Source organism: Butyrivibrio sp. X503 (genome assembly GCF_003625475.1).
Lineage (GTDB): Bacteria > Bacillota > Clostridia > Lachnospirales > Lachnospiraceae > Butyrivibrio.
The window spans coordinates 160,249-182,405 of sequence record NZ_RAIQ01000006.1; the positions used below are offsets into that span (position 1 = coordinate 160,249).

General features: G+C 43.5%; 22 protein-coding genes and 1 tRNA gene. 22 read left to right on the forward strand and 1 reads right to left on the reverse strand.

From position 1 onward, the window contains the following. Window positions 1–4: 4 nt before the first annotated feature. Entirely contained in the window at window positions 5–1,624 is a 1,620-nt protein-coding gene (locus D6853_RS12145) for a response regulator transcription factor (protein WP_120658275.1), read from the forward strand. On the opposite strand, the gene D6853_RS12150 is transcribed toward D6853_RS12145, so the two are convergent. Continuing rightward, window positions 1,621–2,634 (reverse strand): GntR family transcriptional regulator, encoded by a 1,014-nt coding sequence (locus D6853_RS12150; RefSeq protein ID WP_120658276.1) that lies wholly within the window; start codon window positions 2,632–2,634, stop codon window positions 1,621–1,623. The two genes, D6853_RS12145 and D6853_RS12150, sit on opposite strands and share 4 nt — an antisense overlap. A 352-nt stretch (window positions 2,635–2,986) precedes the next feature. Here D6853_RS12150 and D6853_RS12155 point away from each other — a divergent pair, with 352 nt between their 5' ends. The 21 genes from D6853_RS12155 (at window position 2,987) to D6853_RS12255 (ending at window position 21,670) form a co-directional block, all read left to right on the forward strand. Further along, window positions 2,987–4,123, forward strand: a complete 1,137-nt coding sequence (locus tag D6853_RS12155) for an ABC transporter substrate-binding protein (protein WP_120658277.1) — start codon at window positions 2,987–2,989, stop codon at window positions 4,121–4,123. A 93-nt stretch (window positions 4,124–4,216) separates the two neighbouring features. After that, window positions 4,217–5,728, forward strand: coding sequence for a sugar ABC transporter ATP-binding protein (locus D6853_RS12160; RefSeq protein ID WP_120658278.1), 1,512 nt, complete (start codon window positions 4,217–4,219; stop codon window positions 5,726–5,728). Next, window positions 5,728–6,786 (forward strand): ABC transporter permease, encoded by a 1,059-nt coding sequence (locus tag D6853_RS12165; protein ID WP_120658279.1) that lies wholly within the window; start codon window positions 5,728–5,730, stop codon window positions 6,784–6,786. The genes D6853_RS12160 and D6853_RS12165 overlap by 1 nt, the downstream gene beginning before the upstream one ends. After that, window positions 6,783–7,814, forward strand: a complete 1,032-nt coding sequence (locus D6853_RS12170) for an ABC transporter permease subunit (protein WP_120658280.1) — start codon at window positions 6,783–6,785, stop codon at window positions 7,812–7,814. Before D6853_RS12165 ends, D6853_RS12170 begins: the two co-directional genes overlap by 4 nt. A gap of 299 nt (window positions 7,815–8,113) precedes the next feature. Continuing rightward, window positions 8,114–8,524 (forward strand): prepilin peptidase, encoded by a 411-nt coding sequence (locus D6853_RS15650; protein ID WP_120658281.1) that lies wholly within the window; start codon window positions 8,114–8,116, stop codon window positions 8,522–8,524. Then, on the forward strand, window positions 8,521–9,564 hold the full coding sequence (locus D6853_RS12180; RefSeq protein WP_120658282.1) for a hypothetical protein: 1,044 nt from the start codon (window positions 8,521–8,523) through the stop codon (window positions 9,562–9,564). Before D6853_RS15650 ends, D6853_RS12180 begins: the two co-directional genes overlap by 4 nt. 40 nt (window positions 9,565–9,604) lie before the next feature. Continuing rightward, on the forward strand, window positions 9,605–10,792 hold the full coding sequence (locus D6853_RS12185; RefSeq protein WP_243108350.1) for a CpaF family protein: 1,188 nt from the start codon (window positions 9,605–9,607) through the stop codon (window positions 10,790–10,792). Further along, window positions 10,731–11,495, forward strand: coding sequence for a type II secretion system F family protein (locus D6853_RS12190; RefSeq protein ID WP_120658283.1), 765 nt, complete (start codon window positions 10,731–10,733; stop codon window positions 11,493–11,495). Before D6853_RS12185 ends, D6853_RS12190 begins: the two co-directional genes overlap by 62 nt. Window positions 11,496–11,513: 18 nt before the next feature. Continuing rightward, on the forward strand, window positions 11,514–12,971 hold the full coding sequence (locus tag D6853_RS12195) for a type II secretion system F family protein (protein ID WP_120658284.1): 1,458 nt from the start codon (window positions 11,514–11,516) through the stop codon (window positions 12,969–12,971). A gap of 60 nt (window positions 12,972–13,031) precedes the next feature. Beyond that, complete coding sequence (locus D6853_RS15560) at window positions 13,032–13,250, forward strand: Flp1 family type IVb pilin (protein ID WP_120658285.1); 219 nt, start codon at window positions 13,032–13,034, stop codon at window positions 13,248–13,250. Window positions 13,251–13,344: 94 nt separating this feature from the next. Further along, window positions 13,345–14,673 (forward strand): DUF5702 domain-containing protein, encoded by a 1,329-nt coding sequence (locus D6853_RS12205; RefSeq protein WP_120658286.1) that lies wholly within the window; start codon window positions 13,345–13,347, stop codon window positions 14,671–14,673. Next, the gene (locus D6853_RS12210) at window positions 14,663–15,574 is read left to right on the forward strand and encodes a hypothetical protein (RefSeq protein WP_120658287.1); all 912 of its coding nucleotides are present in this window, start codon (window positions 14,663–14,665) and stop codon (window positions 15,572–15,574) included. The genes D6853_RS12205 and D6853_RS12210 overlap by 11 nt, the downstream gene beginning before the upstream one ends. Window positions 15,575–15,577: 3 nt before the next feature. After that, on the forward strand, window positions 15,578–16,009 hold the full coding sequence (locus tag D6853_RS12215; RefSeq protein WP_120658288.1) for a prepilin peptidase: 432 nt from the start codon (window positions 15,578–15,580) through the stop codon (window positions 16,007–16,009). Continuing rightward, window positions 15,996–16,451 (forward strand): pilus assembly protein, encoded by a 456-nt coding sequence (locus D6853_RS12220; RefSeq protein WP_120658289.1) that lies wholly within the window; start codon window positions 15,996–15,998, stop codon window positions 16,449–16,451. The genes D6853_RS12215 and D6853_RS12220 overlap by 14 nt, the downstream gene beginning before the upstream one ends. Continuing rightward, window positions 16,451–17,827, forward strand: coding sequence for a DUF6382 domain-containing protein (locus tag D6853_RS12225; RefSeq protein ID WP_120658290.1), 1,377 nt, complete (start codon window positions 16,451–16,453; stop codon window positions 17,825–17,827). Before D6853_RS12220 ends, D6853_RS12225 begins: the two co-directional genes overlap by 1 nt. A 58-nt stretch (window positions 17,828–17,885) precedes the next feature. Then, entirely contained in the window at window positions 17,886–18,893 is a 1,008-nt protein-coding gene (locus D6853_RS12230; protein WP_120658291.1) for an SCP2 sterol-binding domain-containing protein, read from the forward strand. Between the two features lie 45 nt (window positions 18,894–18,938). Beyond that, window positions 18,939–19,595, forward strand: coding sequence for a rhomboid family intramembrane serine protease (locus D6853_RS12235; protein WP_120658292.1), 657 nt, complete (start codon window positions 18,939–18,941; stop codon window positions 19,593–19,595). Continuing rightward, on the forward strand, window positions 19,595–20,002 hold the full coding sequence (locus D6853_RS12240; protein WP_092244922.1) for an HIT family protein: 408 nt from the start codon (window positions 19,595–19,597) through the stop codon (window positions 20,000–20,002). Before D6853_RS12235 ends, D6853_RS12240 begins: the two co-directional genes overlap by 1 nt. Before the next feature lie 12 nt (window positions 20,003–20,014). Beyond that, the gene (locus D6853_RS12245; protein ID WP_120658293.1) at window positions 20,015–20,857 is read left to right on the forward strand and encodes a fumarate hydratase; all 843 of its coding nucleotides are present in this window, start codon (window positions 20,015–20,017) and stop codon (window positions 20,855–20,857) included. A 67-nt stretch (window positions 20,858–20,924) separates the two neighbouring features. Beyond that, window positions 20,925–21,482, forward strand: coding sequence for a Fe-S-containing hydro-lyase (locus D6853_RS12250; protein WP_120658294.1), 558 nt, complete (start codon window positions 20,925–20,927; stop codon window positions 21,480–21,482). Window positions 21,483–21,582: 100 nt separating this feature from the next. Further along, window positions 21,583–21,670, forward strand: a tRNA-Ser gene (locus D6853_RS12255). Window positions 21,671–22,157 lie beyond the last annotated feature (487 nt).

A 22,157-nucleotide genomic window follows, 5' to 3' on the forward strand; every position in this document is an offset into this window, starting at 1 on the left:
TTTTATGCTGAAGGTATTTCTTGTGGAGGACGAAAGTGTTGTGAGGGAGAGTATCAGGGACAATATTCCCTGGGAAGAGTACGGCTTTAGCTTTGTCGGCGAAGCAAGCGATGGCGAGATGGCGCTCCCCCTTATCAGAAAGACAGCGCCCGACGTTCTTATCACAGACATCAAGATGCCGTTCATGGATGGGTTGTCACTGTGTCATATTGTGGGAAAAGAGTTTCCGTCTATGCGAATGATCATCATGAGTGGCTATGATGATTTTGAATATGCAAGACGAGCCATCAAGGAAGGCGTAGATCATTATATATCCAAGCCCATAACCAAGCTTGGAATGAAAGAAGCGCTCGACAGCGTTAAGGTCAAGATAGAGAGCGAGCGCACACAGCAAGGCTACATGATGCAATATCAGATGGAGACGCAGGAATACGAGCAGCTCCAGAGACGAGAATTTCTTGAAAAGGTTCTCACGGGAACTATGCCGGTAAAAGATATCTATGTAGAAGCCGGCAAACTTTCGCTCGATATCACGGCTTCGGCATTCAGCCTTATTCTTTTTTCCATAAAAGATAAGGAGAAGCCCTTTGAAGAGATAGGCTCGGATGAATATTGCAAAGCGCTTGAGGAGCTGATGAGTTATTTCCTGAGGTTCCCCGCGTACATTCTTTCCAGATGGTCGCTAAACACATACATTGTCGTTGTAAAAGGCGAGAAAGACATCGTTTCCGAATATGTGGACAGGGGCGTTTCCAAGATTTCCGAAATCTGCGAGGGAAAAGACGACAAGATAGAGTGGTACGTTTCCGCGGGTAAGCCGGTCGAGAGATTCAGCGCACTTGAGGAATGCTTTAATACCGTCAACCACGCCTTTGCGTGCAGATTCTTTGTACAAGATACGCATATATTGACCGAAGAGACTTCTTCCAAATACGCTACAGCGCAAAATGACGGATCTATAGAGAATATCGACAGCGCGGCGGTAGACAGAAGTGTTCTTAAGGGCTTTCTTGCAACGGGAAGCGTGGGAGAGACCTCGGAATTTGTTTCGGAATATCTGGCAAGTCTCGGAGATGCGCTTAAGGGACATGTATTCAGAAACTTCTTTGTGCTTAATTCGTTATTTGCCGCAAGCAGTTTCCTTGAAAGCTGCGGTGTATCTAAAAAAGAGATCACCGACAAACTCTTTTCACCAGAAGGCGGGTACGATATTAAAAGCGAAATGGTGGGAGAGTTCCTCACAGCGCTGCTTAAGAGCGCTCTGGAACTTAGAGACGGAGCCTCGAATACAAGAGGAAACAAGTTGATAAGCGATGCTATCGCATATATCGATGAGAACTACATGAACGAAACCTGTTCACTTGTCGATGTTGCCGAGGCACTTTCTGTAAACAGCAGTTACCTTAGTACCATCTTTAGTAAAGAGATGGATACTACCTTTGTAAAGTTCCTTACATCCAAGCGACTTGAAAAGGCAAGAGAGCTTCTTGCAAAAGAGCGCATGCATACAGCGGATGTCGCAGCGGCTGTCGGATACAAGGATGCACATTATTTCAGCTTCGTCTTCAGAAAGATGTACGGTCTTTCTCCGAAAGAGTACAGAAATCAGACAAGCGGATCTTAATATGGAAGGACGATCGATATTTTCGGTTGTCCTTTTATTATTGAAAGAATCCTCTCTGAGACGGCATGCGAAAGAGGTTCTTTTTTATGATGGAAACTCGGGATGCGTAGGGAACCGATCTGTGACAGATAGCTGTTGTCGAAGCTGTAAACGGCCTTGTCGTTGAGGTTAATAACGCCCTGTTCTCTCAACCATCTGACGCTTGGATAAGCAAGCTCGTCGCTGCAGTAGATAATGGCGTCGTTCTTTTGGCAAAGTACGGAAAGAGCAAGGTTGTCGATGACGGGATCTGCAATAATGTAGCTGTCTTTGCCAAAATTCAGATTATTGTCGCGAAGAGCCGATAAAAAGCCATACAACTTGGACATTTCCTGCGGATTGTTGACTTTGAAAACTCCGCAGATTTTTTTATGTCCTGTGAGGATAAGCTTTTTAATGAGGTTGTAGACCGCATCGTAAGTGCCTTCCGAGATTGCCGGGTAAGAATCCATATTCTTGTAGGTTCCGTAGAGAAAGATCGGTGTGCAGCCCTTCTTTTCAAGGGCTTTATACAGATCGGCGTTGGGATTTGGCATCATGGAAAAGCATTCCGCTAAGATCGCAAGCGGTGGATTTTTAAGAAGCTCTTTTAACACGGTTCTTTCTTTATAGAAGTCGGAACCTGTTTCAAATACGGATACGGTCATCGGAGCATCGTATCCTGATGAAAGCTCTTTTTCAATATCATAGATCAAAGCGGGATAAATATATTCGTCGGGTCTTGCGAATAAAAGACACACGTGATTACGCCTGGAATCGGGGCTTATGCCCGTAAGCTTGTAGCCGCTGCCCTGGCGCGAGGTGATGAGCTTATCATCTTTTAGGTTTGAAAGAACCTTTCTGATGGTCTGACGAGAGCATGAATACTGCTCGCACAGCTCTTTTTCCGTCGGGAAATTCATATCGCCAATGACAAGGCGTTTCGATATCTCTTCATGAAGTTTGCCGGTAATATTTTCCAGTTTGGTCATTTTTTTCCTCGTTTATATAAATAATTAAGGGTAAAAAATTTATCTTTTTCCGATCATAAAAAAATAATCATCGAAAATTTACATGGTCTTATTCAAATTATCAAAGTCATGTCATGGTCTTAAAGAAAGAATGCCTAAAAAATTTTCTTGTTTTTATAAAGAAATTTACCAAAATCGGTTTAGGAAAACGCTTTATTAAAAATTTGTACTTTTTTATCTCAGTATAACATGCAAATTTGTATTGTCAAAATATAGAAACTTGTGCATTGTGACTTTCTAATCTATGAATACCTATTCCAAATAAGTAAAATGTGCTTAATAAAACCATTATAAAGTAAATGGAGGGTACAACATGAAAAAGAAAGTATTGGCAACTATTGTTGCTGCAGCAATGTCATTCTCATTGCTTGCAGGATGTGGTTCACAGGGCGCAGCACCTGCTGAGACAGAGCCCGCAGCTACAGAGGAAGCAGCTCCCGCAGAAGAAGCAGCAGAAGCTGAAGCACCTGCAGCAGAAGAGGCAGCTCCCGCAGCAGACGGTGAGACAATCTCAGTTGGTTTCGCACAGGTTGGACATGAGTCAGATTGGCGTACAGCATCAACTAACTCCGTTCAGGCAGCTCTTTCAAAAGAGAACGGTATTGACCTTCAGTTCGTAGATTGTGACAACGATTCAGCAGCACAGCTTGAAGCAGTTCGTAACTTCATCGAGCAGGACGTTGATTATATCGTAATCGATCCTATCGTTTCAACAGGTTGGGATACAGTTCTTACAGAGGCTGATGATGCAGGAATTCCTGTTATCGTAATCGACCGTACAATCGACGATTCCGATAAGTATGTATCATGGGTAGGTTCAGAGTTCACAAACGAAGGACTTGCAGCAGGTGCATGGCTTAAGGCTTACGCAGAAGCTAAGGGCATCAAGGAACTCAACATCCTTGAGATCACAGGAACAACAGGTTCTTCAGCTGAGATCGGACGTACAAAGGGCTTCCACAAGTATGTAGACGCTGAGGGATGGAACCTTCTTGATTCACAGACAGGTGACTTCACACAGGACGGCGGACAGAAAGTTATGGAGTCATATTGCAAGTCTTATGCAGGCAAGTTCAACGTAGTTATCTGCCAGAACGATAACGAAGCATTCGGTGCTATCGATGCTATGAAGGCAGCAGGCGTTTCTTACGGTGTTGACGGCGATGTAATCGTAATCTCATTTGACGCTTGTACAGCAGGTCTTCAGATGGTTCTTGACAAGCAGATCAATGCAGACTTCCAGTGCAACCCTCTTCAGGGACCTGATTGCTTAAAGATCATACAGGATCTTCAGGCAGGAAGAGAAATCGAGAAGCAGACATTCATGGCTGAGCCTTGGTATGTATCAGAAGATATCCTTAAGGACATCTCTTACACAAACAACTCAGGCAAAGATGTAACAGAACCCCTTGTAGTAGTTGACGCAGCAACAGTTGAGGCAGCTTACTAATTTAGGATTTTGACAAAACAAATAGGGTAGTTCGCAAGAACTACCCTATTTAATTAACAAAAGGCAATAAAAGGAGAAGCGAAGGTATTTTTTATGGAGCAGAATGAACTTATCGTTATGCGTGACATAGTAAAAGTCTTTCCCGGTGTAGTTGCACTGGATCACGCACAGCTTACACTTCATAAAGGCGAGATCCATGCACTTATGGGCGAAAATGGAGCGGGAAAGTCTACCATTATCAAGTGCCTCACAGGTGTATATGAGCGTGATGCCGGAGAAGTATTTGTGCAGGGAGTAGAGGGAAATGTATTCAACCACTCTACTGAGGATGCGCAGAAAATAGGAATTGCAACGGTTTATCAGGAGGTCAATCTTTGTCCCAACCTCTCGGTTGCAGAGAATCTTTTTATTGGGCGCGAACCTCTCACAAGGCTGGGAACGATAGACTGGCGCTCTATGAATAAAAGGGCAAAAGAAATAATGAAAGGCCTCGGAATATCGATCGATGTTACCGTGGCACTTGAAAACTATTCACTTGCTATTCAGCAGATGATAGCGATCGCAAGAGCGGTGGATATGGATTGTAAGGTACTTATTCTCGATGAGCCCACATCTTCTCTTGATGATCACGAAGTAGAGAAGCTCTTTGACGTAATGAGAGATCTTAAGAAAAAGGGCGTAGGAATCATATTCGTTACTCACTTCCTTGAGCAGGTTTATGCAGTATGCGACAGGATCACGGTTATGAGAAACGGTGGATTCGTAGGAGATTATTCAATAAGTGAGCTCCCCAGAGTTAAACTCGTAGCAGCCATGCTCGGTAAAGATTTTGACGATCTTGCTGCTATCAAACCCGAGGGAGAAGCAAATATCAGTCCGGAAGTTATGCTCAAGGCAGAAGGCCTTAGCCACAAGGGAACCGTTAAACCCTTCGATTTCGAGATACATAAAGGCGAAGTTGTCGGAGTTACGGGACTTCTTGGAAGCGGACGAAGTGAAATGGTACGTTGTATCTACGGTGCGGACAAAGCCCAGACAGGTAAAGAGTACATGAAGGGCAAAGAGATCAATATCAAGGCACCTATAGATGCGATCAAACAAGGTATGGCATACCTTCCCGATGACAGAAAAGCCGACGGATGTATCGGTGAGTTGTCGGTAAGAGACAATATTATTCTTGCACTTCAGGCAAGAAACGGAATGTTTAAGAGAGTTCCCAGAGCTAAGCAGATAGAGATCGCGGACAAGTTTATCGACATGCTCCAGATCAAGACTGCGAGCAGGGAGACACCTCTTTCTCAGCTGTCCGGCGGAAATCAGCAGAAGGTTATTCTTGCGAGATGGCTTTGCACACATCCTGATTTCCTTATCCTGGATGAGCCCACAAGAGGTATTGATATCGGAACCAAGACAGAGTTCCAGAAACTGATATTACAGTTTGCTAAAGAGGGTATGAGCGTTGTATTCATATCTTCGGAAATAGAAGAAATGCTTCGTACTTGTACAAGAATGTGTGTCATGAGAGACGGCGAAAAAGTCGGCGAGATAGAAGGAGACATGACACAGGAAAGCGTAATGAGTGCGATCGCGGGAGGTGAGAAGTAATGGATCCAATTAAGAGAATAACGAAGCAGCAGCTATTTTTGCCTTTCTTCTGCCTTCTTATAGTTCTACTTATTAACTTGATCAAGAGTCCTACATTTTTTAATATCGGTATTCAACATGGAGTGTTGTATGGAAGATTAATAGATATTTTAAACAGAGGAAGTGAGATAGCAATCCTTGCGGTGGGTCAGACGCTTGTAGTTGCCGTATCAGCCGGAACAGATATATCCGTAGGTTCCGTAATGAGCCTCTCAGCCTGCGGAACATGCATGATGCTCGCAGGATACGGAGTCAACTCTACAACGCAGCTGGCGGTTCCAATGGGGATTGGAATACTCTTCGGTATCTTCCTTGGCGGACTTTGCGGCGCAATGAACGGCGCACTTGTAGCTAAGCTTAAGATACAGCCCATGGTTGCAACTCTTATTCTTTTTACAGCGGCAAGGGCTATCGGACTTCTTTTGTGCAACAACCAGATTACATACATTAGATACGAGCCTTACAAATATCTGGGTAACTTTATACCGGGATGTCCCATTCCGACAGCTATATTCGTAACCATCGCGGTTATCGCGATCGTATCGATACTCTTAAGGAAAACGGCACTCGGTCTCTATATTCAGTCAGCAGGTATCAACAGCAGAGCGGCAAGAATTTCAGGTATCAACTCTGCAATGATCTGCTTTGTATGCTACGTAATATGCGGTCTCTGTGCAGGTATCGCAGGTATGGTTGCCAGCAGCCGTATCTACTCCGCAGATTCCAATAACATCGGACTTAACTACGAGCTTGATGCCATCCTTGCGGTTGCGCTCGGCGGTAACTCACTCGGTGGTGGTAAGTTCAATCTTGCAGGTGCTGTTGTAGGTGCCTATACAATTCAGGCTATCACAACAACCCTCCTTGCCATGGGTGTTTCAACAGACCAGGCACCGGTTATTAAGGCGATCATCGTTATTATCATCGTAGTTGTTCAGGCTCCTACATTTAAAGAGTGGATTGCCAATACCGAAGCAAAGAGAAAAGCCCTTGCGGCAGAGGGAGGTCAGAAGGCATGAAGAAATTAAACAAATTCAGCGGAAACACAGTGCTTCTTTTGATCACCATAGTTCTTTTCATCGGAATGTATGCTGCAGGCTGCGTTATTTATTCGGCAAAAGGCTTTACTCATGTGCAGACTTTCCTTAATCTACTGATCACCAACGCCGGACTTATCTGCGTTGCGTGCGGTATGACTTGTGTAATGCTTACAGGCGGAATCGATATTTCCGTAGGATCGCTCATCGCTATGGATTGTATGATCCTTGCTTACGGAATGGGCGTTAAGGGATGGCCTTGTATCCCGCTTATCATCCTGATCCTCGTAATCGGACTTATCTTCGGAGCGGTTCAGGGATACCTTATCGGCTACCTCAAGATTCAGCCCTTTATCATAACGATGGCGGGAATGTTCTTTGCAAGAGGTATGACAGCGGTTATCTGTACAGACCAGATCTCGATTACACAGGACATGAACCCCATGTTCTACAAATGGGCCAATGCCAAGATCAATCTTCCGGGATTCCTTGGCTATGTGAACAAGAAGGGTAAGACGGTAGTTCCTTTCATAAGACCTACAGTTGTAATCGCACTTCTTGTTGTAGCGATCATCTTCTTTGTACTTAAGTACACCAAGTTCGGAAGAAATCTTTACGCAGTAGGTGGTAACCAGCAGTCGGCAACAATGATGGGACTTAACGTAAAGGCTACCAAGATGAAGGCATATATCCTTTCATCATTCCTTTGCTCCATCGGCGGAATCTGCTACTGCCTCAACACAATGTCAGGTTCTGTTCAGCAGGCGCTCGGATTCGAAATGAACGCCATCGCTTCATCGGTTATCGGTGGAACGCTTCTTACGGGTGGTGTAGGTAACGTAATAGGATCGCTCTTTGGTGTTCTCATTAACGGAACGATCTCAACGCTCGTTACCACGAACGGTAAGCTGTTATCCAGCTGGAGTAACATCATGACAGCGGCACTTCTGTGCTTCTTCATCATCCTCCAGAGCCTGTTTGCTTACTTTAAGAACAGAAACAACAGATAAAAAATTGCCATCTTAAGAAAATCTTAAGACTATTAATTTTCAGACGCATTTTACGATATACAAGTACATAAATATTTGCCAATTCGTCATGCGGGGCGGGAACTTAGAGTTTGTCATTGTTTCCTTCCCCGCATTTTTGCTGGGGTTTTTAGGGAAAAGAAATATAGGAAAAGGATCATTTAAATTATTAATTGTGCAACCTGTCAAAACGAAAAAGAGGGGTTTACAAGATTTTTTGATAGTGATAGATTTCTAAATCGTGAGCTCGCAATAAACATTACGAGAGAGGAGTCGATCTTATACAAGTCTTATTATTACTACTCTTATCCGGCGCAGCTTTTACCGATCTGTACAAGGATAAGATCTACAATTTCTGGGTTGTCCCCGGACTTCTTACGGGCATTATCGGTTCCGCGATCTGCGGCAAAGGCTCGTTAATAGCATCGCTGACTGCGGTCGGCACAGCATTCTTATTACTGATTCCTGTTTACTTCTTTAAAGGTATTGCTGCGGGAGATGTGAAATTATTCATGTCAGCGGCATCTTTTCTGTCCGTCTCGGACACGGTTTCAAGTATAATTACAGCATTTGTCGTTGCAGGCGTTATCTCGCTTGCGGTTCTCATCACTAAAAGAAACAAAGAAGCAAGAATCCATTTCGCGATACCTGCACTTGTGGGCGTCCTCTTTACGGTAGGAGGTACGCTATGAACAGACCGGTACTGGCCATCTGTGATACAGAAAGCAGGTATTGCGGAAGGTTGGATGAATATTTAAGAAAAAACCTAAATCTTTCCTTCGACATACATTCTTTTACCAAGGTGAAAAGTTTGGAGGAATTTGCCGGGAAAAATCTCATATCTCTTCTTGTTATCGCTGAAAGTGCGGTGGCGGAGCTTAAGAAAAAAGCATGTGAGTCCGGTGTGAAAAATATCCTTATCCTCGATGAAGAGCTTTCGATTGTAAGAGAGGATGAGGAAGCATTTGAAGAAGATGCGGCGTTGGGGGTTAATTCGGAACATATAAGTAAGTTCAGCCCTGCAAGCGAGATTGTCTATCATATTTTGGATCTTTGCGCCAAGAGTCCCGAAGATTTTGAAAGTGTCGGAGTAAGGCGAAGCGACGGGAAAGGAACGGTCATAGGGCTTTACTCGCCTATAGCAAGATGCGGACAGACGGCGCTTTCCGTAAAACTCTGTGAAGAACTCTCAAAACACGGAAAGACAATGCTTTTAAACTTTGATAATTTTTCGCCTCTTCCGATGATATTCGGAACTGAAACCGAAGGCGATATTACAGATCTTTTGTATTATTCCGAGTGCGAGAAAAGCAGATTCTGTATTTATCTTGAAAAGATCAAGCAGAGTATCGGAGGATTCGATTATATTCCGCCGGCAGCGACAGCCATGCAGATAAAAGAGATAGATTATGAAAGGTTAAAAAACCTCATAGAGCTTATCTTTAAGGAATGCGGATATGAATATATGGTTCTTGATCTAAGCGATCTTCCGGGCGGCTTATACGATATTCTAAGGTACTGCAATAAGGTAATCACCATAATGGGAAAGACCAAGGCAGACGGATATAAGCTAAGAAAATACGAAGAGGTCTTAAGCCAGAACGGCTATGAAGATGTCTGCGCAGCGGGAGTTAAGATTACAATTCCGGAAGGAGCGGGCGATAGGGAGCTTGCGGCATGTGCGAGGGATCTTCTTTACACGGAGGGAATCACAGGTGGAGAGAAGATTTGAAGATCTAAGGAGCAAGATAAAAGAAAAGATCATAAGCCAGATGGATTTTTCCAAGGATATTTCCGATGAGGAGATGCTTGCGATTATCGATGAGCTTATGGCGAGAGAACTCAGAAATCTTGCGGTTTCCGTTGAAGAGAGAAAGCGCCTTAGAACCGGCATTTTTCATTCGATAAGAAAGCTTGATATTTTGCAGCAGCTCGTAGATGATCCGTCCGTTACGGAAATAATGATCAACGGAGCTGACAGCATTTTTATCGAAAGAGACGGTAAGCTGACTAAGCACGAGACCATTTTTGAATCAAAAGAAAAACTTGAAGATGTAGTTCAGCAGATAGTCGCGTCTTGCAACAGAGTTGTCAATGAAGCGTCACCGATAGTTGATGCAAGGCTGGAGAACGGATCTCGTGTAAACATAGTTCTTCCACCGATAGCGCTTAACGGTCCCGTGATAACAATAAGAAGATTTCCGGAAAACCCAATGACAATGGATAGGCTGATCAGGTTCGGTGCGCTTACGGATTATCTTAGAGATTATCTGGCGGTTCTTGTAAAAGCGGGATACAACATTTTTATCTCAGGAGGAACAGGCTCGGGTAAGACAACATTCTTAAATGCGCTTTCAAATTATATCCCCAAGGACAGCCGCGTTCTTACTATTGAGGACAACGCAGAACTTCAGATAAGGGAGGTGCCGAACCTCGTACGACTGGAAGCGAGAAATGCCAATGTTGAAGGTTGTAAGGAGATAACTATAAGAGATCTTATCAAGTCATCTCTTCGAATGAGGCCCGACAGGATCATTGTCGGAGAGGTTAGAGGAAGCGAGTGCGTTGATATGCTACAGGCAATGAACACCGGCCATATAGCAATGTCTACAGGACATTCAAACAGCGCCGAGGATATGCTCGCCAGGATCGAGACCATGGTTCTCATGGGAATGGATATTCCGCTCCCGGCCATACGAGGCCAGATTGCATCGGGAATAGACATCATAGTACATCTGGGCAGGCTGCGAGACAGATCCAGAAAACTTCTTGAGATATGCGAGATAAAGAAAGAACTCGACTCTGTTTCAGGGAAGATACTTACAAATCCGCTTTTTAGATTTGAGGAAACTCATGAGAGTGATAAGGGAATAATAAAAGGAGAATGGAGGAAAGTCGGTGAAATTAAAAATACTGAAAAGCTACTGTCATCAGGTTATAAATTACCGCCCTTGCCTTAGCGATGTACCGGTTCTGATACAGGGAATCGGAATTGCGGCTCTTTTCGGAAAGCTTTTTTATAATTCCGTCATTGCTGTTGTGATTCTTTTGCCGCTTGTTATTCCCTGGTTTATCTATAGAAAGAAGACTGAAAAGATACGCATTAGCAGAGTCGTCGGCATTCAGTTCAGAGATGCCATCAGTTCGGTTCTTACCAGTCTTAAAGCCGGATATTCCGTGGAAAACGCGTTCAGAGAGGCGGGCAGGGATATAGATCTTTTGTATGGAAAAAAGAGTCATATAAGCCGCTACATGGACAAGGTGTATAAGGGTCTGAGGAACAATGTTCCGCTTGAAAAGCTTCTTTTGGATTTTGGAAAGAAGAGCGGAAATGCCGATATTGAAGAGTTTGCGGGAGTTTTTGCGATCGCAAAACGAAGCGGCGGAAACATGACAGAGACCATAGACCGAACGATATCCGTTATTTCAAGAAAGATGGATGTTGAGAAGGAAATAGAGGTTTTGATAAGCGCCAAAAGACTGGAAGCGAGGATCATGAACTTTGTTCCGTTCTTTATTATCTTTTACATAAGCATAACGAGCCCCGGATTTTTCGCACCGCTCTATCACAACATTCCCGGAGTTATTCTTATGACAATCTGTATGTTCGTTTATTTTGCGGCATATCTTTTATCTGAAAAAATCGTAAACATCACAATTTGATCAAAGGATTATTTGAAAATGATATTTCTATATTTGGCCATTCCGGTAAGCGTGTTGATCATTTGGTTTATATCAAAAGAGTATGAGCTTCCGGAGGGTATGGAAGAGACGGGCATTACGCGGGAAATATTGAAGGTGTCTCTTTTTATATTCAACAAGCTGTTTAAAAACAAGATGTCTTTTGCCGGAGAAAAAGTGCGCGGATATCTTAAGACGCTTAACGACAAGAGAGATATAGAGAGAGTAGAAACCGAGTATTACATAAGAAAAATAAGCATAGTGATTCTTATGGCACTTGCGGGAAGCTTTTTATCCATTCTCATGTATGTGAGTCAGGGCTCATCGATAAAGCTTATCGAGGGGAAAGAGCTCCAAAGAAACGAAGGAGGAGACGGGGATTATACCGCGCATCTTATCGCAAACGACGAATCCGGAAAGGAAATCGGAAGATATGACGTTTCCGTAAAAGAGAGGGTTTATACAAAAGAAGAAACGGACGCGTTGTTTGAAAGTGCTTCAAAAGAGCTGGAAAGAGAGATCCTGTTGGAGAACGAATCTCTTGAGAGAGTGGAATCCGATCTTAATCTTCCCGAAAAGCTTGAAGGGTATCCCTTCATCATTTCATGGAGTATGGATAACTATGAGCTTATACACTACGACGGAAGGCTTGAAAAGGATCTGATCCCAAAAGAAGGAGCGGTAGTTACACTCACGGCGAAGTACAAGTATGACGATTACGGATACTCGCAAGTTTTATGCGCAAATCTCGTGCCGAGGGAATTATCTCCAAGCGAACAGATTTATGAAAACATACGTCTGTTGATAAAACAAAAGGATGAGGAATCCGTAAATGATGAGAGCTTTGAACTCCCGGAAAATGCAGGCGGAGAGACTGTGAACTGGAGCGAGCATGTTGAAGACAACAGCCTGATGATACTTGTGATAACGCTGATAGGAGGCGCTGCGTCGTATGTGCTTAGAGACAAAGAGCTAAAAAGAGGGATCGAAAACCGCGCGTCGCAGATGCTCAGCGATTATCCACAACTTGTCTCGAGGCTTGCGCTGTACCTTGGAGCGGGAATGACAATGAGAAATATTTTTGAGAGGCTTGCGTCCGTTTATGCAAATAAGCGTGCGCAAGGTGCACCGCAGAGGTATGTGTATGAAGAAATGCTTAGGACTGTAAGAGAGATGGCAGCAGGTGTTCCCGAAGCCGTGGCATATGAGAATTTCGGACTTCGCTGTCAGAACAGGGAATACACAAGGTTAAGCGCGCTTCTTTCACAGAATCTTAGGAAGGGAAACAGCGAGATGCTAAAGATTCTTCAGGAGGAATCAAAGAAAGCTTTTGAGGAGAGAATGGACAGGGTTCGTAAGCTCGGAGAAGAGGCCGGAACAAGACTTCTTTTGCCGATGATCATGATGCTAGTGATCGTCATGGTGATAATCATGATTCCTGCGTATATGTCTTTTTAAAAGATAGTTTTTAGAACATTTATTTATAAAAGAAATTAAGAAAAGAAAGAAGGAAAAATAATGAACACATTAAAAGAAAAAACAAAAAATATCGGAAGAGGAATCGTAAATGCCGTTAAAGGCTTTTGGAATGATGAATCCGGAATGGGAACCGTTGAGGTAATTCTTATCATCGTTGTTCTCATCGGACTTGTTATCGTATTTAAGCAGCAGATTGCCGGAATTGTAGAAGATGTATTTAAGTCTATCAAAGAAGACACCCATATCATCACGGGTTAAGGGATACTCTACAGTATTCTTATCCTTGTCGATAACGATCATATTGTCTTTGATCCTTGCGCTCTATCAGGGCGCGAGGATAGGGGCAGTGAAGATGAAAACGGAATGCGTGGCGGATATTTCCATGAACTCGATTCTGGCAGAGTATAACAGGGAATTATTCGACAGATTTTCGATTCTCATGGTTGAAACATCCTACGGTAGCGGAAATCATTCGATCACCAATACCGAGGAGCATTTAAGAAATTATGTGCAAAAGAATTTTTCGAGATCGCTTGAGGCTAAAGTGAGAAATGCACAGACCATGACGAGCATATATTGCAAGGATGCAAGGATAACGGGAACATCATATGCAAGCGATAACGGAGGTGCAGTTCTTAACAGGCAGATTCTGGAATACATGAAAGCTGAGCCCATAGAACATGCTCTGTTTGAAGCAGAGGATAATACAAGAAGACTACAAGAGGCGGGTTTTGATACAACGGATGTTGAGGAGATGGCAAGAGCCAATCAGGAAGAAATCGATTCTGTAGAGCTTCCCACGTACATTAACGAGGACGGAGAAGAAGAGGAAATGAGCCTTGCAAATCCGGCTGATCAAGTCAATTCGCAAAAGGGCATCGGAGTATTGAATCTTGTTGCGAGTGGAAGATATGAGATATCGGAAGCTTATGCAAATTTAAATGAATACAGTTCACACAGAAACAAGAATAAAGGAACCGGGCTTAATGACAGATGTGAGCTATCGCTTACGGATAAGCTTCTACTTGAACAGTACTATTTTGAAAAGTGCGGAAGATATGGTGGAGAGATAGGAAAATCTCTTTTGAAATATCAGCTTGAGTACCTTTGCTATGGAGAAAACTCCGACTGGAAAAACTTGGAGAAGATGACTGAGACGCTTCTTTTTTGGAGAGAGGCATCAAACCTTGCTTATATTCTGACAAGTTCAAGCAAGACGAGCGCCGCGGAAGCCGCAGCGACGGCTCTTACGGTTGTTCTTATGGTTCCTGAGCTTGAAGAGCTTGTAAAGTATTCCATTCTTTTTGCATGGACATTTGCAGAGAGTGTTTCCGACATATCGATTCTTTTGGGAGGCGGACGCGTTCCGCTTTTTAAAAGTGATGAAACCTGGCAGCTTGGCTTTTTCGAGATGCTTGGTTTTAGAAATAATCTTGGCAAAAGAGACTGTGGATCGGGGCTGTATTACAAAGACTATCTTAGAATGAGACTTCTTATGACAAGTCATGAGGATAAGACCAAAAGACTTATGGACATAATCGAAATGGATATGAGGCTTACGCCCGGAAACAGTTCTTTTATGATCGATCACTGCTTAGATACATTTTGCGGAGAGATAACCGTCTCAACAAGCTATGGATATGAAACCAAGATAGAAAGGGTATACGGATATGAGGAATAGTCCGGGAGCGGATAAAGGCACTTCTTTTGGTGAAAAGACCTATTACAACTATATAAAAATAAAAAAATCGTTTTTCCGGGCGACAGGAAGGAAAGAAGTGTCTCTAGCTGCTTCCATGACTGTGGAATCATCGATTGCACTGCCGCTTTTTATCTTCTTTTTTGTAAACATACTGGTGATGATCAATATCATCAAAGTGCAGTCGGATCTGGAGGCGGCGCTGCATCAGGCCGGAAACAGGATATGCCTTCTTACTTATGATGAGAGGGAGGCAGCGGATACTTTTCTCGGAGATTCGGACAAAGTAGATATCGCTGCGGGAGTAGCTTCGGTTTTTTATGCAAAAGAGCTTGTGCATGAGTATCTTGGCACGGGAGTTGATAAAAGCTGTGTCACGGATGGTTTTTCCGGAATGTCTTTTAGAAACTCAAGGATAATGATGGGCAATGACATTGTGGATATAGTTGTGGATTACAGGGTTCATCCGCTTATCAAGCTTATCGGATTTAAGGAATTTCCTGTTGAGGGGAGATATTACGGACATGCCTGGACAGGCTATGATATCACGGGCGAGGGAGGAGCCGAGCGTCCGGAAGAAGAGATGGTTTACGTCACGGAGCACGGAGAAGTGTATCACCGGGACGTAAATTGCAAGCATCTCAAGCTAAGTGTCCATACGATAAATTATGAGTCCGTCAAAAATGCAAGAAACGCAGACAGAGCCAAATACTATGCCTGTGAATACTGCGCGAAGAGAATTTCGGCGGGAAGCGTATTTATTACAGATTACGGAGACAGGTATCACAGCAGCATATCTTGCCCCGGACTTAAGAGGAAGATATATACGATACCGATATCCGAAGTGGGCGCAAGGCGTCCGTGCAGCAGCTGTGGGAGGTAGAAAATGATTGTTTATATTTTGATGCTTATTGTTATGCTGGCACTTTCTGTTCAGGATATAAAAAATAAAGAGATTTCCGGAAAGCTACTGATAACCGGGGCGATTATCTCATGTCTTGGAGCTGTTATGGGAGTACTGGGAAATAAGATGAGTATTCCTGATGTTGCGCTGTCTCTTTTACCCGGAATAGGTTTGCTCGTGCTTTCATTTGTGACAAGGCAGCAGATAGGATACGGAGACGGGCTGGTGGCGCTGATTCTGGGGCCCGCGCTCGGAATAGAAATGCTGGCAATAGGTATGCTTATAGCATTTTTTGGAAGCGGAGTTTTTTCATTGATACTGCTTTCAATAAAGAAAGCAAAGAGAAAGAGCAGAATACCTTTTGTGCCTTTTATCACTTTTGGAATGGCGGTGGCGTGTTTTGCGAAAATATAAGGGATATATGACGCTTGAGGCATCGCTCGTGGTGCCGATGATAATCTGCGTGTTTGCGCTTTTGATCTATTTTTCATATTACCTGTACGGAAGATGTGTTTTGTCGCAGGATACTTATATTCTGGCATTCAGGGCATCGATCTCTTCGGAAGATGCGGGGAGCGTTGTTTCTGAAAAAGAGGACGGAGTGCTCGGAAGGAAATATTTTGGATCAGGTAAGCCGGTCATCAGTGTCAGCACAAGCGGAAAAGACATTAGAGTATCAGGAAAAAGCTATGTAAGAAGCAGAGCGATGGGAAGTTATTTTCTTAAGCCAAGGAGCGATTGGAATTACGAAACGGCTGGTAAAGCAAGAAAGCTTAAGCAGATAGACCATATCAGGATGGTAAAGAGAGTAAAAGATATTGGAGAGAACCTACTAAACAGGAAGGAAGAACCATAATGGAACACAGATTTTATAGAGATTTAAAGCATAGTTATGTGATCGTGGATGTAAAAGAAGAAGGAGACCAAAGCTTTAGATATCAGCTCAAGGTACTGGAAGGAAAGCGTGTAAAAAAGCTCCTTCCCTGCAGCTTAAGACAGATAAATGATGACAGCTTTTTGTATTATGACGTTACTTCCATGATGAGTATGGAAGACAGATTTGCAGTTAAAAAAATGAATTATTCGCAGGTGAAAGCTCTTTTGACGGACATGAAAAATATGTTTGAGAGCATGTCGGAGTTTTTGCTCGGTGAAGAAGGAATAGTATTTGAGGCCCGAAGCGTTTTTACGGGATTGTCATCGGATGAATTCGGGTTTATGTTCTTTCCTTATTCAGACAACAATCCAAGCTTTTCGGATTTCTGCGAGGAGCTCTTGGATTATGTTGATTACGAGGACGACAGAGCTTCTGCCATTATTTACAATCTGTGCGAAAAGGCCAAAGAAGACGGAGCTATGGTCCTTGATGTGATAGGCAGCGTTATCAGCGCAGACGAGGAGGAAGATGGACGCAACGAAGTAACTGAGGTAAAAGAAGAGCCTTTTACATATGAAGATGATGAGTATTTATATGAAGAGGATGATGAGATAAAAGAGCCTGAATCCGGCAGCAGAATGAAGATGAGTAAGGAGACCTTTGGCGGAAAAACACAGATTCTATTTGCCATCCTTTTTGCGTGTGTGATAGGCGCGGTTACGTATATTAGGATGAATTATATTCTTTCCGAGGAGGAAAATCTTTTGTCGATCGGAATCATACTTGTGTCCGGTATTACGGGCGTAGTGGCGCTGATCTCCGGAACGAGGGGAATCAGAAAGGCAAGAGATGGGTACAGACTTGGCAATAGAAGCAGGAAGGAAGAAGATTGCTCGGAAGAAATGTATGATGAGTATAGCGATGAGTACGACTATGATGATGTTTATAAGAGTCCTATAAAGATCACGTCATCATTTAAGACCGAGAATACGGCACACAAAAAAGATGAACCCATGAGCTCAAGTGGTGATGAAACTATGGTTCTTGAGTGCGATGAAGACGAGAATATGACTCTTTACAGCAGAAATCTTGATAAAACCGTAAGAATAAGCCTTGATAAGTTGCCGGTTGTCATAGGAAAGATGGAAGGCTGCGTGGATAAGATAATAAGCGATATGAGTGTTTCCAGGATACATTGTAAGTTCATAAACGAAGGAAATAGAGTTGCTGTTATGGATCTCGGATCCACCAACGGTACCTTCAAAAATGGCGTCAGACTTTCTCCGAAGGAAAAGAATTATATAGAAGAAGGAGATGAGATAAAAATCGGAAGAGTGTGTTTTGATTGCAGATAGGTTCTATCATCGCTGTATAAATATGATATAATACCCTTAACCGGTTGGAGGGGTTCTCATGAAGATTAATATCTATTACGGCGGAAGAGGGATAATTGACGATCCCACTTTGTGCGTAATCTCACAGATCACTACAGTTTTAAATGAGCTTAATGTCAAAGTCCAGCAGTACAATCTATATGAGCAGAGAAACGGTATTACCGCGCTTCCCAATACGCTTAAGGATGCGGACGGAATCATTCTTGCATCTACTGTGGAGTGGTACGGCGTCGGCGGATACATGATGCAGTTTCTTGATGCATGCTGGCTCTACGGCGACAAGGATAAGATAAAGAGCATATACATGGCACCTGTTGTCATGTCGACAACTCACGGAGAGCGCGAGGGTATGATGAGTCTTTCGTCAGCGTGGGAGATGCTTGGCGGCCTTGTTTGCGACGGAGTCTGCGGTTATATTGCCGATACGACAAGACTCGAGAACAGCTCAGAGTACACCAAGGTGATCGAGAAGAAGACAGAGAACTTTTACAGGATGATAAATCAGAAGATTCCTGTTCTTCCCGCAAGCAATCAGGCTGTCATCAATAAAGTATCGATAGCTAAGAGTATGGATCTCACACCGCAGGAATCCGAGCAGCTGTCCGAATATGCTTCCGATGATAAGTTTGTACGCAAGCAAAAGGAAGACCTTCAGGAGCTTGCGAGCATATTCAGAGACAAGATGGGAGACGATTCTTCATCTGGAAGTTCCGATGAGTATGTAAAGCTTCTTCAAAAGAAATTTACTCCCGTTGCGGGAATAAAGGCTAAATTCAAGGTGGCTTTCCTTGACAATCCCAAGCTTAAGCCGGTTATCATCGATGTTGATAACAGTAAATGCGATTGCAGGACAGGCGACGAAGGAGATTGCGATGTTGTCATAACATCGGATCAGAAGGTTTTCGAGGAGATCTTGGACGGAAGAATAACCTTCCAGAGAGCATTCATGGACGGAAGCGTCAAGATGAAAGGCGACTTCAAGCTTCTTAGAAGCATGGATCAGCTCTTTGCGCTTAAGTCGGAATGATAAGGATATTTTATACAGGATACAGATAAAGACAGAAGTAATAATATGGAAGATACACAGAACAGAGATTATAATAACGCGGATGACTTTTGGAATAAACAGGTACAGATATACAAAACGGCATATGTCTGCATAGCACTTCTTGCTATCAACGTTTTGGTGTTTTTGGCTTGTCCTTTGTTTGAATCAATATATACAAAAGGAGTGCTTTCGGTAGACGGGGTTCTTTATTTCAAGGAGTGGTACAGGATCATAACTTCAGTATTCTTACATGCGGATCTTGAGCACATTTTGGCCAATATGTTAATGCTTGTTTTTGCCGGAGCAATTGTTGAAAGGCATGCAGGACATTTGTATTTTGGTGTTATGTTTATGGCATCCGCGGTAGTTGGCAATATTCTCAGCCTTATGTATGATGTGTTCGCAAGTCAAAACAGATACATGCTCGGCGCCAGCGGCGGAACAATGGGAATTATCGGATATCTGGCCTTTTGGCTGTTTGCCAACAAGAAGGATATTACCAAGAACAGAAACCTTCTTTTTAGAATGGCATTACTGGCAGCGTACGTAATTGATGCTTGTTTTCTGCGAAAAGAAGTCAATACAACGGCGCATCTTGGCGGATTTATAACGGGATTTATCCTTGGATATATCAATGTAGTTATCATGAACAATAATAAAGACATGGAGGGATTGGCATAATGAGTGACTGTATTTTTTGTAAGATCGCAAACGGAGAGATTCCGAGTAACACAATATATGAGGATGATGATTTCAGAGTGATCCTTGATCTGGGTCCTGCGACCAAGGGACATGCGCTTGTGCTTCCCAAGAAGCACTACGCGGATCTTTTTGAGATTCCCGAAGAGACTGTGGCGGGAGCTGCCAAGGTTGCCAAGAAGGTTGCCGGAATCATGAAAGAGAAGCTTGGATGCGACGGACTTAACCTTGTTCAGAACAATGGAGAAACCGCAGGTCAGACCGTTATGCATTTCCACCTTCATATCATTCCCAGATACAAAGACGACGGACAGCACATTTTGTGGAAGCCCACAAGTCCTTCTCCGGAAGAGCTTGTTGAGATAAAGAATATTATTACCAATGCATAATGGGAGTTTGTAATGCGCGAGATAGATGTTTCTGAAATAACCAAAGCTGTTAAGGGTATGTGCATCAGTGCCAATTACACTCTTTCAGATGATATGAAAAAGGCTCTGCTTTCTGCCAAAGACAAGGAGGAATCGGAGCTTGGAAAACAGATTTTTGCCCAGCTGATGGAGAATCTGGAAATAGCTGAAAACGATGATATTCCGATCTGCCAGGATACGGGAATGGCAGTTTTCTTTTTCAAGATAGGACAGGACGTTCACTTCGTGGGCGGTGACCTTTCGGACGCCATAAACGAGGGCGTAAGCCAGGGCTATACAGAAGGGTATCTTAGAAAATCTGTAGTGGGAGACCCTCTTATAAGAAAGAATACGGGAGACAACACACCTGCTGTTGTTCATTATGAGATAGTTCCGGGAGACAAGGTGGTTATTACCTGCGCGCCCAAGGGCTTTGGAAGCGAGAATATGAGTAAAGTATACATGCTTAAGCCCGCGGACGGAGAAGAGGGCGTCAAGAACGCTGTTGTACAGGCTGTAAAAGACGCAGGACCCAACGCGTGTCCGCCCATGGTTGTCGGAGTCGGAGTCGGAGGAACATTCGAGAAGTGCGCCGAGATGGCAAAAGAAGCGCTTACACGTCCTGTGGGTGAGCATTCCGATAAAGAGCATATAAAGGCGATGGAAGAGGAAATCCTTGATAGGATCAATCAGACGGGAATAGGCCCCGCCGGTCTGGGCGGAAGAATGACGGCTCTTGCCGTTAACATCAACAGCTATGCGACGCATATCGCAGGACTCCCTGTGGCAGTCAACATCTGTTGCCATGTGAACAGACATGTCACCGTTACCGTGTGATGAGCTTTGCGAGCTATCGGAACGAGCTATACCTATATTAAGTATGATTATGTAAGAAGGACTGACAATGAACAAAGAGATACAAGCGCCTATTGATGCTTCTGTAGCAAAAGAGCTTCGCGCGGGCGATATGGTATATATTACCGGAACTATATACACGGCTAGAGATGCCGCACATAAGAGAATGGATGAGGCTTTATCCGAAGGAAAAGAGCTTCCTATAGATATGAAGGGAAACCTCATATATTATATGGGACCGTCTCCTGCCAGAGAGGGTAGGCCGATAGGATCGGCAGGACCTACAACAGCCAGCCGAATGGACAAGTATGCTCCGAAGCTCTTGGATCTTGGACTTGGCGGAATGATAGGAAAGGGTAAGAGATCCAAAGAAGTAATAGACGCCATGGTCCGCAACGGTGCTGTTTATTTCGCATCAATCGGTGGCGCGGGTGCGCTTTTATCCAAAGCAATAACGGAGTCTGAAGTTGTTGCCTACGACGATCTCGGAACCGAAGCGATAAGAAAACTTAAGGTAGAGCGATTCCCTGCAATTGTTGTGATTGATTCTCAGGGAAACAATCTGTATGAGACAGCCGATAAATTGTATAACAAAGAAAAACAATAAAAGAATTGACAAAGCCTGAGCGGCTTTGTATAATTACATTTGCGTCTTGGCTGTTTGGCCAAGAGAATTCAAACCATATTTGGTAGAGGGATTCAGGCATGGAGAAATACTCAAGTGGCTGAAGAGGCGCCCCTGCTAAGGGTGTAGACCGTTCACGCGGTGCGCGGGTTCAAATCCCGCTTTCTCCGTTTTATAAACTCCCAAGGTTATTAAACCTTGGGAGTTTTTTGTTTTAGAAAATTCCCCTAATTTTCCTATTATATTATGCGTTTCTACGCATCCGGCAATCTCTGCCCTTACAACAATGGCTGAAATTGTAGTTGAATACGGGCTTTTACACTATATATAGTGGCCAAAATAATTTTTCAAAAATTCTGAAAAAAGGTGTTGCATTCGGATAGTCCCTTTGCTATAATAACTTTTGCCCGCTCGAGAGAGGGGCCGGAAACCGCAGAACAGCGCGGGTTTCCAAAAAAGATTTAAAAAAGTTCTTGACAGTGACAAGCTGCTGTGGTATTCTAAATGAGTTGCGGCGCTAGGCTGCAAGAACAACAAGTACCTTGACAAATAAACAGTAATGCAACCCTGAAAAATTCCAAGAGAATAATTCAGAACAAAGATTTAGTAAATTAACGGACAGAACAAAAGCCAAGCTTAGTTTTGACCGGATCAACT

What these genes read in the sequence shown, in the direction of transcription:
- D6853_RS12235 (WP_120658292.1), top strand. Translation starts at nt 18,939, where the DNA reads ATGGAAGATACACAGAACAGAGATTATAATAACGCGGATGACTTTTGG.
- D6853_RS12185 (WP_243108350.1), top strand. Translation starts at nt 9,605, where the DNA reads ATGGATTTTTCCAAGGATATTTCCGATGAGGAGATGCTTGCGATTATC.
- D6853_RS12210 (WP_120658287.1), top strand. Translation starts at nt 14,663, where the DNA reads ATGAGGAATAGTCCGGGAGCGGATAAAGGCACTTCTTTTGGTGAAAAG.
- D6853_RS12150 (WP_120658276.1), bottom strand. Translation starts at nt 2,634, where the DNA reads ATGACCAAACTGGAAAATATTACCGGCAAACTTCATGAAGAGATATCG.
- D6853_RS12205 (WP_120658286.1), top strand. Translation starts at nt 13,345, where the DNA reads ATGAAAACGGAATGCGTGGCGGATATTTCCATGAACTCGATTCTGGCA.
- D6853_RS12165 (WP_120658279.1), top strand. Translation starts at nt 5,728, where the DNA reads ATGGATCCAATTAAGAGAATAACGAAGCAGCAGCTATTTTTGCCTTTC.
- D6853_RS12250 (WP_120658294.1), top strand. Translation starts at nt 20,925, where the DNA reads ATGAACAAAGAGATACAAGCGCCTATTGATGCTTCTGTAGCAAAAGAG.
- D6853_RS12215 (WP_120658288.1), top strand. Translation starts at nt 15,578, where the DNA reads ATGATTGTTTATATTTTGATGCTTATTGTTATGCTGGCACTTTCTGTT.
- D6853_RS12155 (WP_120658277.1), top strand. Translation starts at nt 2,987, where the DNA reads ATGAAAAAGAAAGTATTGGCAACTATTGTTGCTGCAGCAATGTCATTC.
- D6853_RS12145 (WP_120658275.1), top strand. Translation starts at nt 5, where the DNA reads ATGCTGAAGGTATTTCTTGTGGAGGACGAAAGTGTTGTGAGGGAGAGT.
- D6853_RS12230 (WP_120658291.1), top strand. Translation starts at nt 17,886, where the DNA reads ATGAAGATTAATATCTATTACGGCGGAAGAGGGATAATTGACGATCCC.
- D6853_RS12225 (WP_120658290.1), top strand. Translation starts at nt 16,451, where the DNA reads ATGGAACACAGATTTTATAGAGATTTAAAGCATAGTTATGTGATCGTG.
- D6853_RS12170 (WP_120658280.1), top strand. Translation starts at nt 6,783, where the DNA reads ATGAAGAAATTAAACAAATTCAGCGGAAACACAGTGCTTCTTTTGATC.
- D6853_RS15560 (WP_120658285.1), top strand. Translation starts at nt 13,032, where the DNA reads ATGAACACATTAAAAGAAAAAACAAAAAATATCGGAAGAGGAATCGTA.
- D6853_RS12195 (WP_120658284.1), top strand. Translation starts at nt 11,514, where the DNA reads ATGATATTTCTATATTTGGCCATTCCGGTAAGCGTGTTGATCATTTGG.
- D6853_RS12240 (WP_092244922.1), top strand. Translation starts at nt 19,595, where the DNA reads ATGAGTGACTGTATTTTTTGTAAGATCGCAAACGGAGAGATTCCGAGT.
- D6853_RS12160 (WP_120658278.1), top strand. Translation starts at nt 4,217, where the DNA reads ATGGAGCAGAATGAACTTATCGTTATGCGTGACATAGTAAAAGTCTTT.
- D6853_RS12245 (WP_120658293.1), top strand. Translation starts at nt 20,015, where the DNA reads ATGCGCGAGATAGATGTTTCTGAAATAACCAAAGCTGTTAAGGGTATG.
- D6853_RS12180 (WP_120658282.1), top strand. Translation starts at nt 8,521, where the DNA reads ATGAACAGACCGGTACTGGCCATCTGTGATACAGAAAGCAGGTATTGC.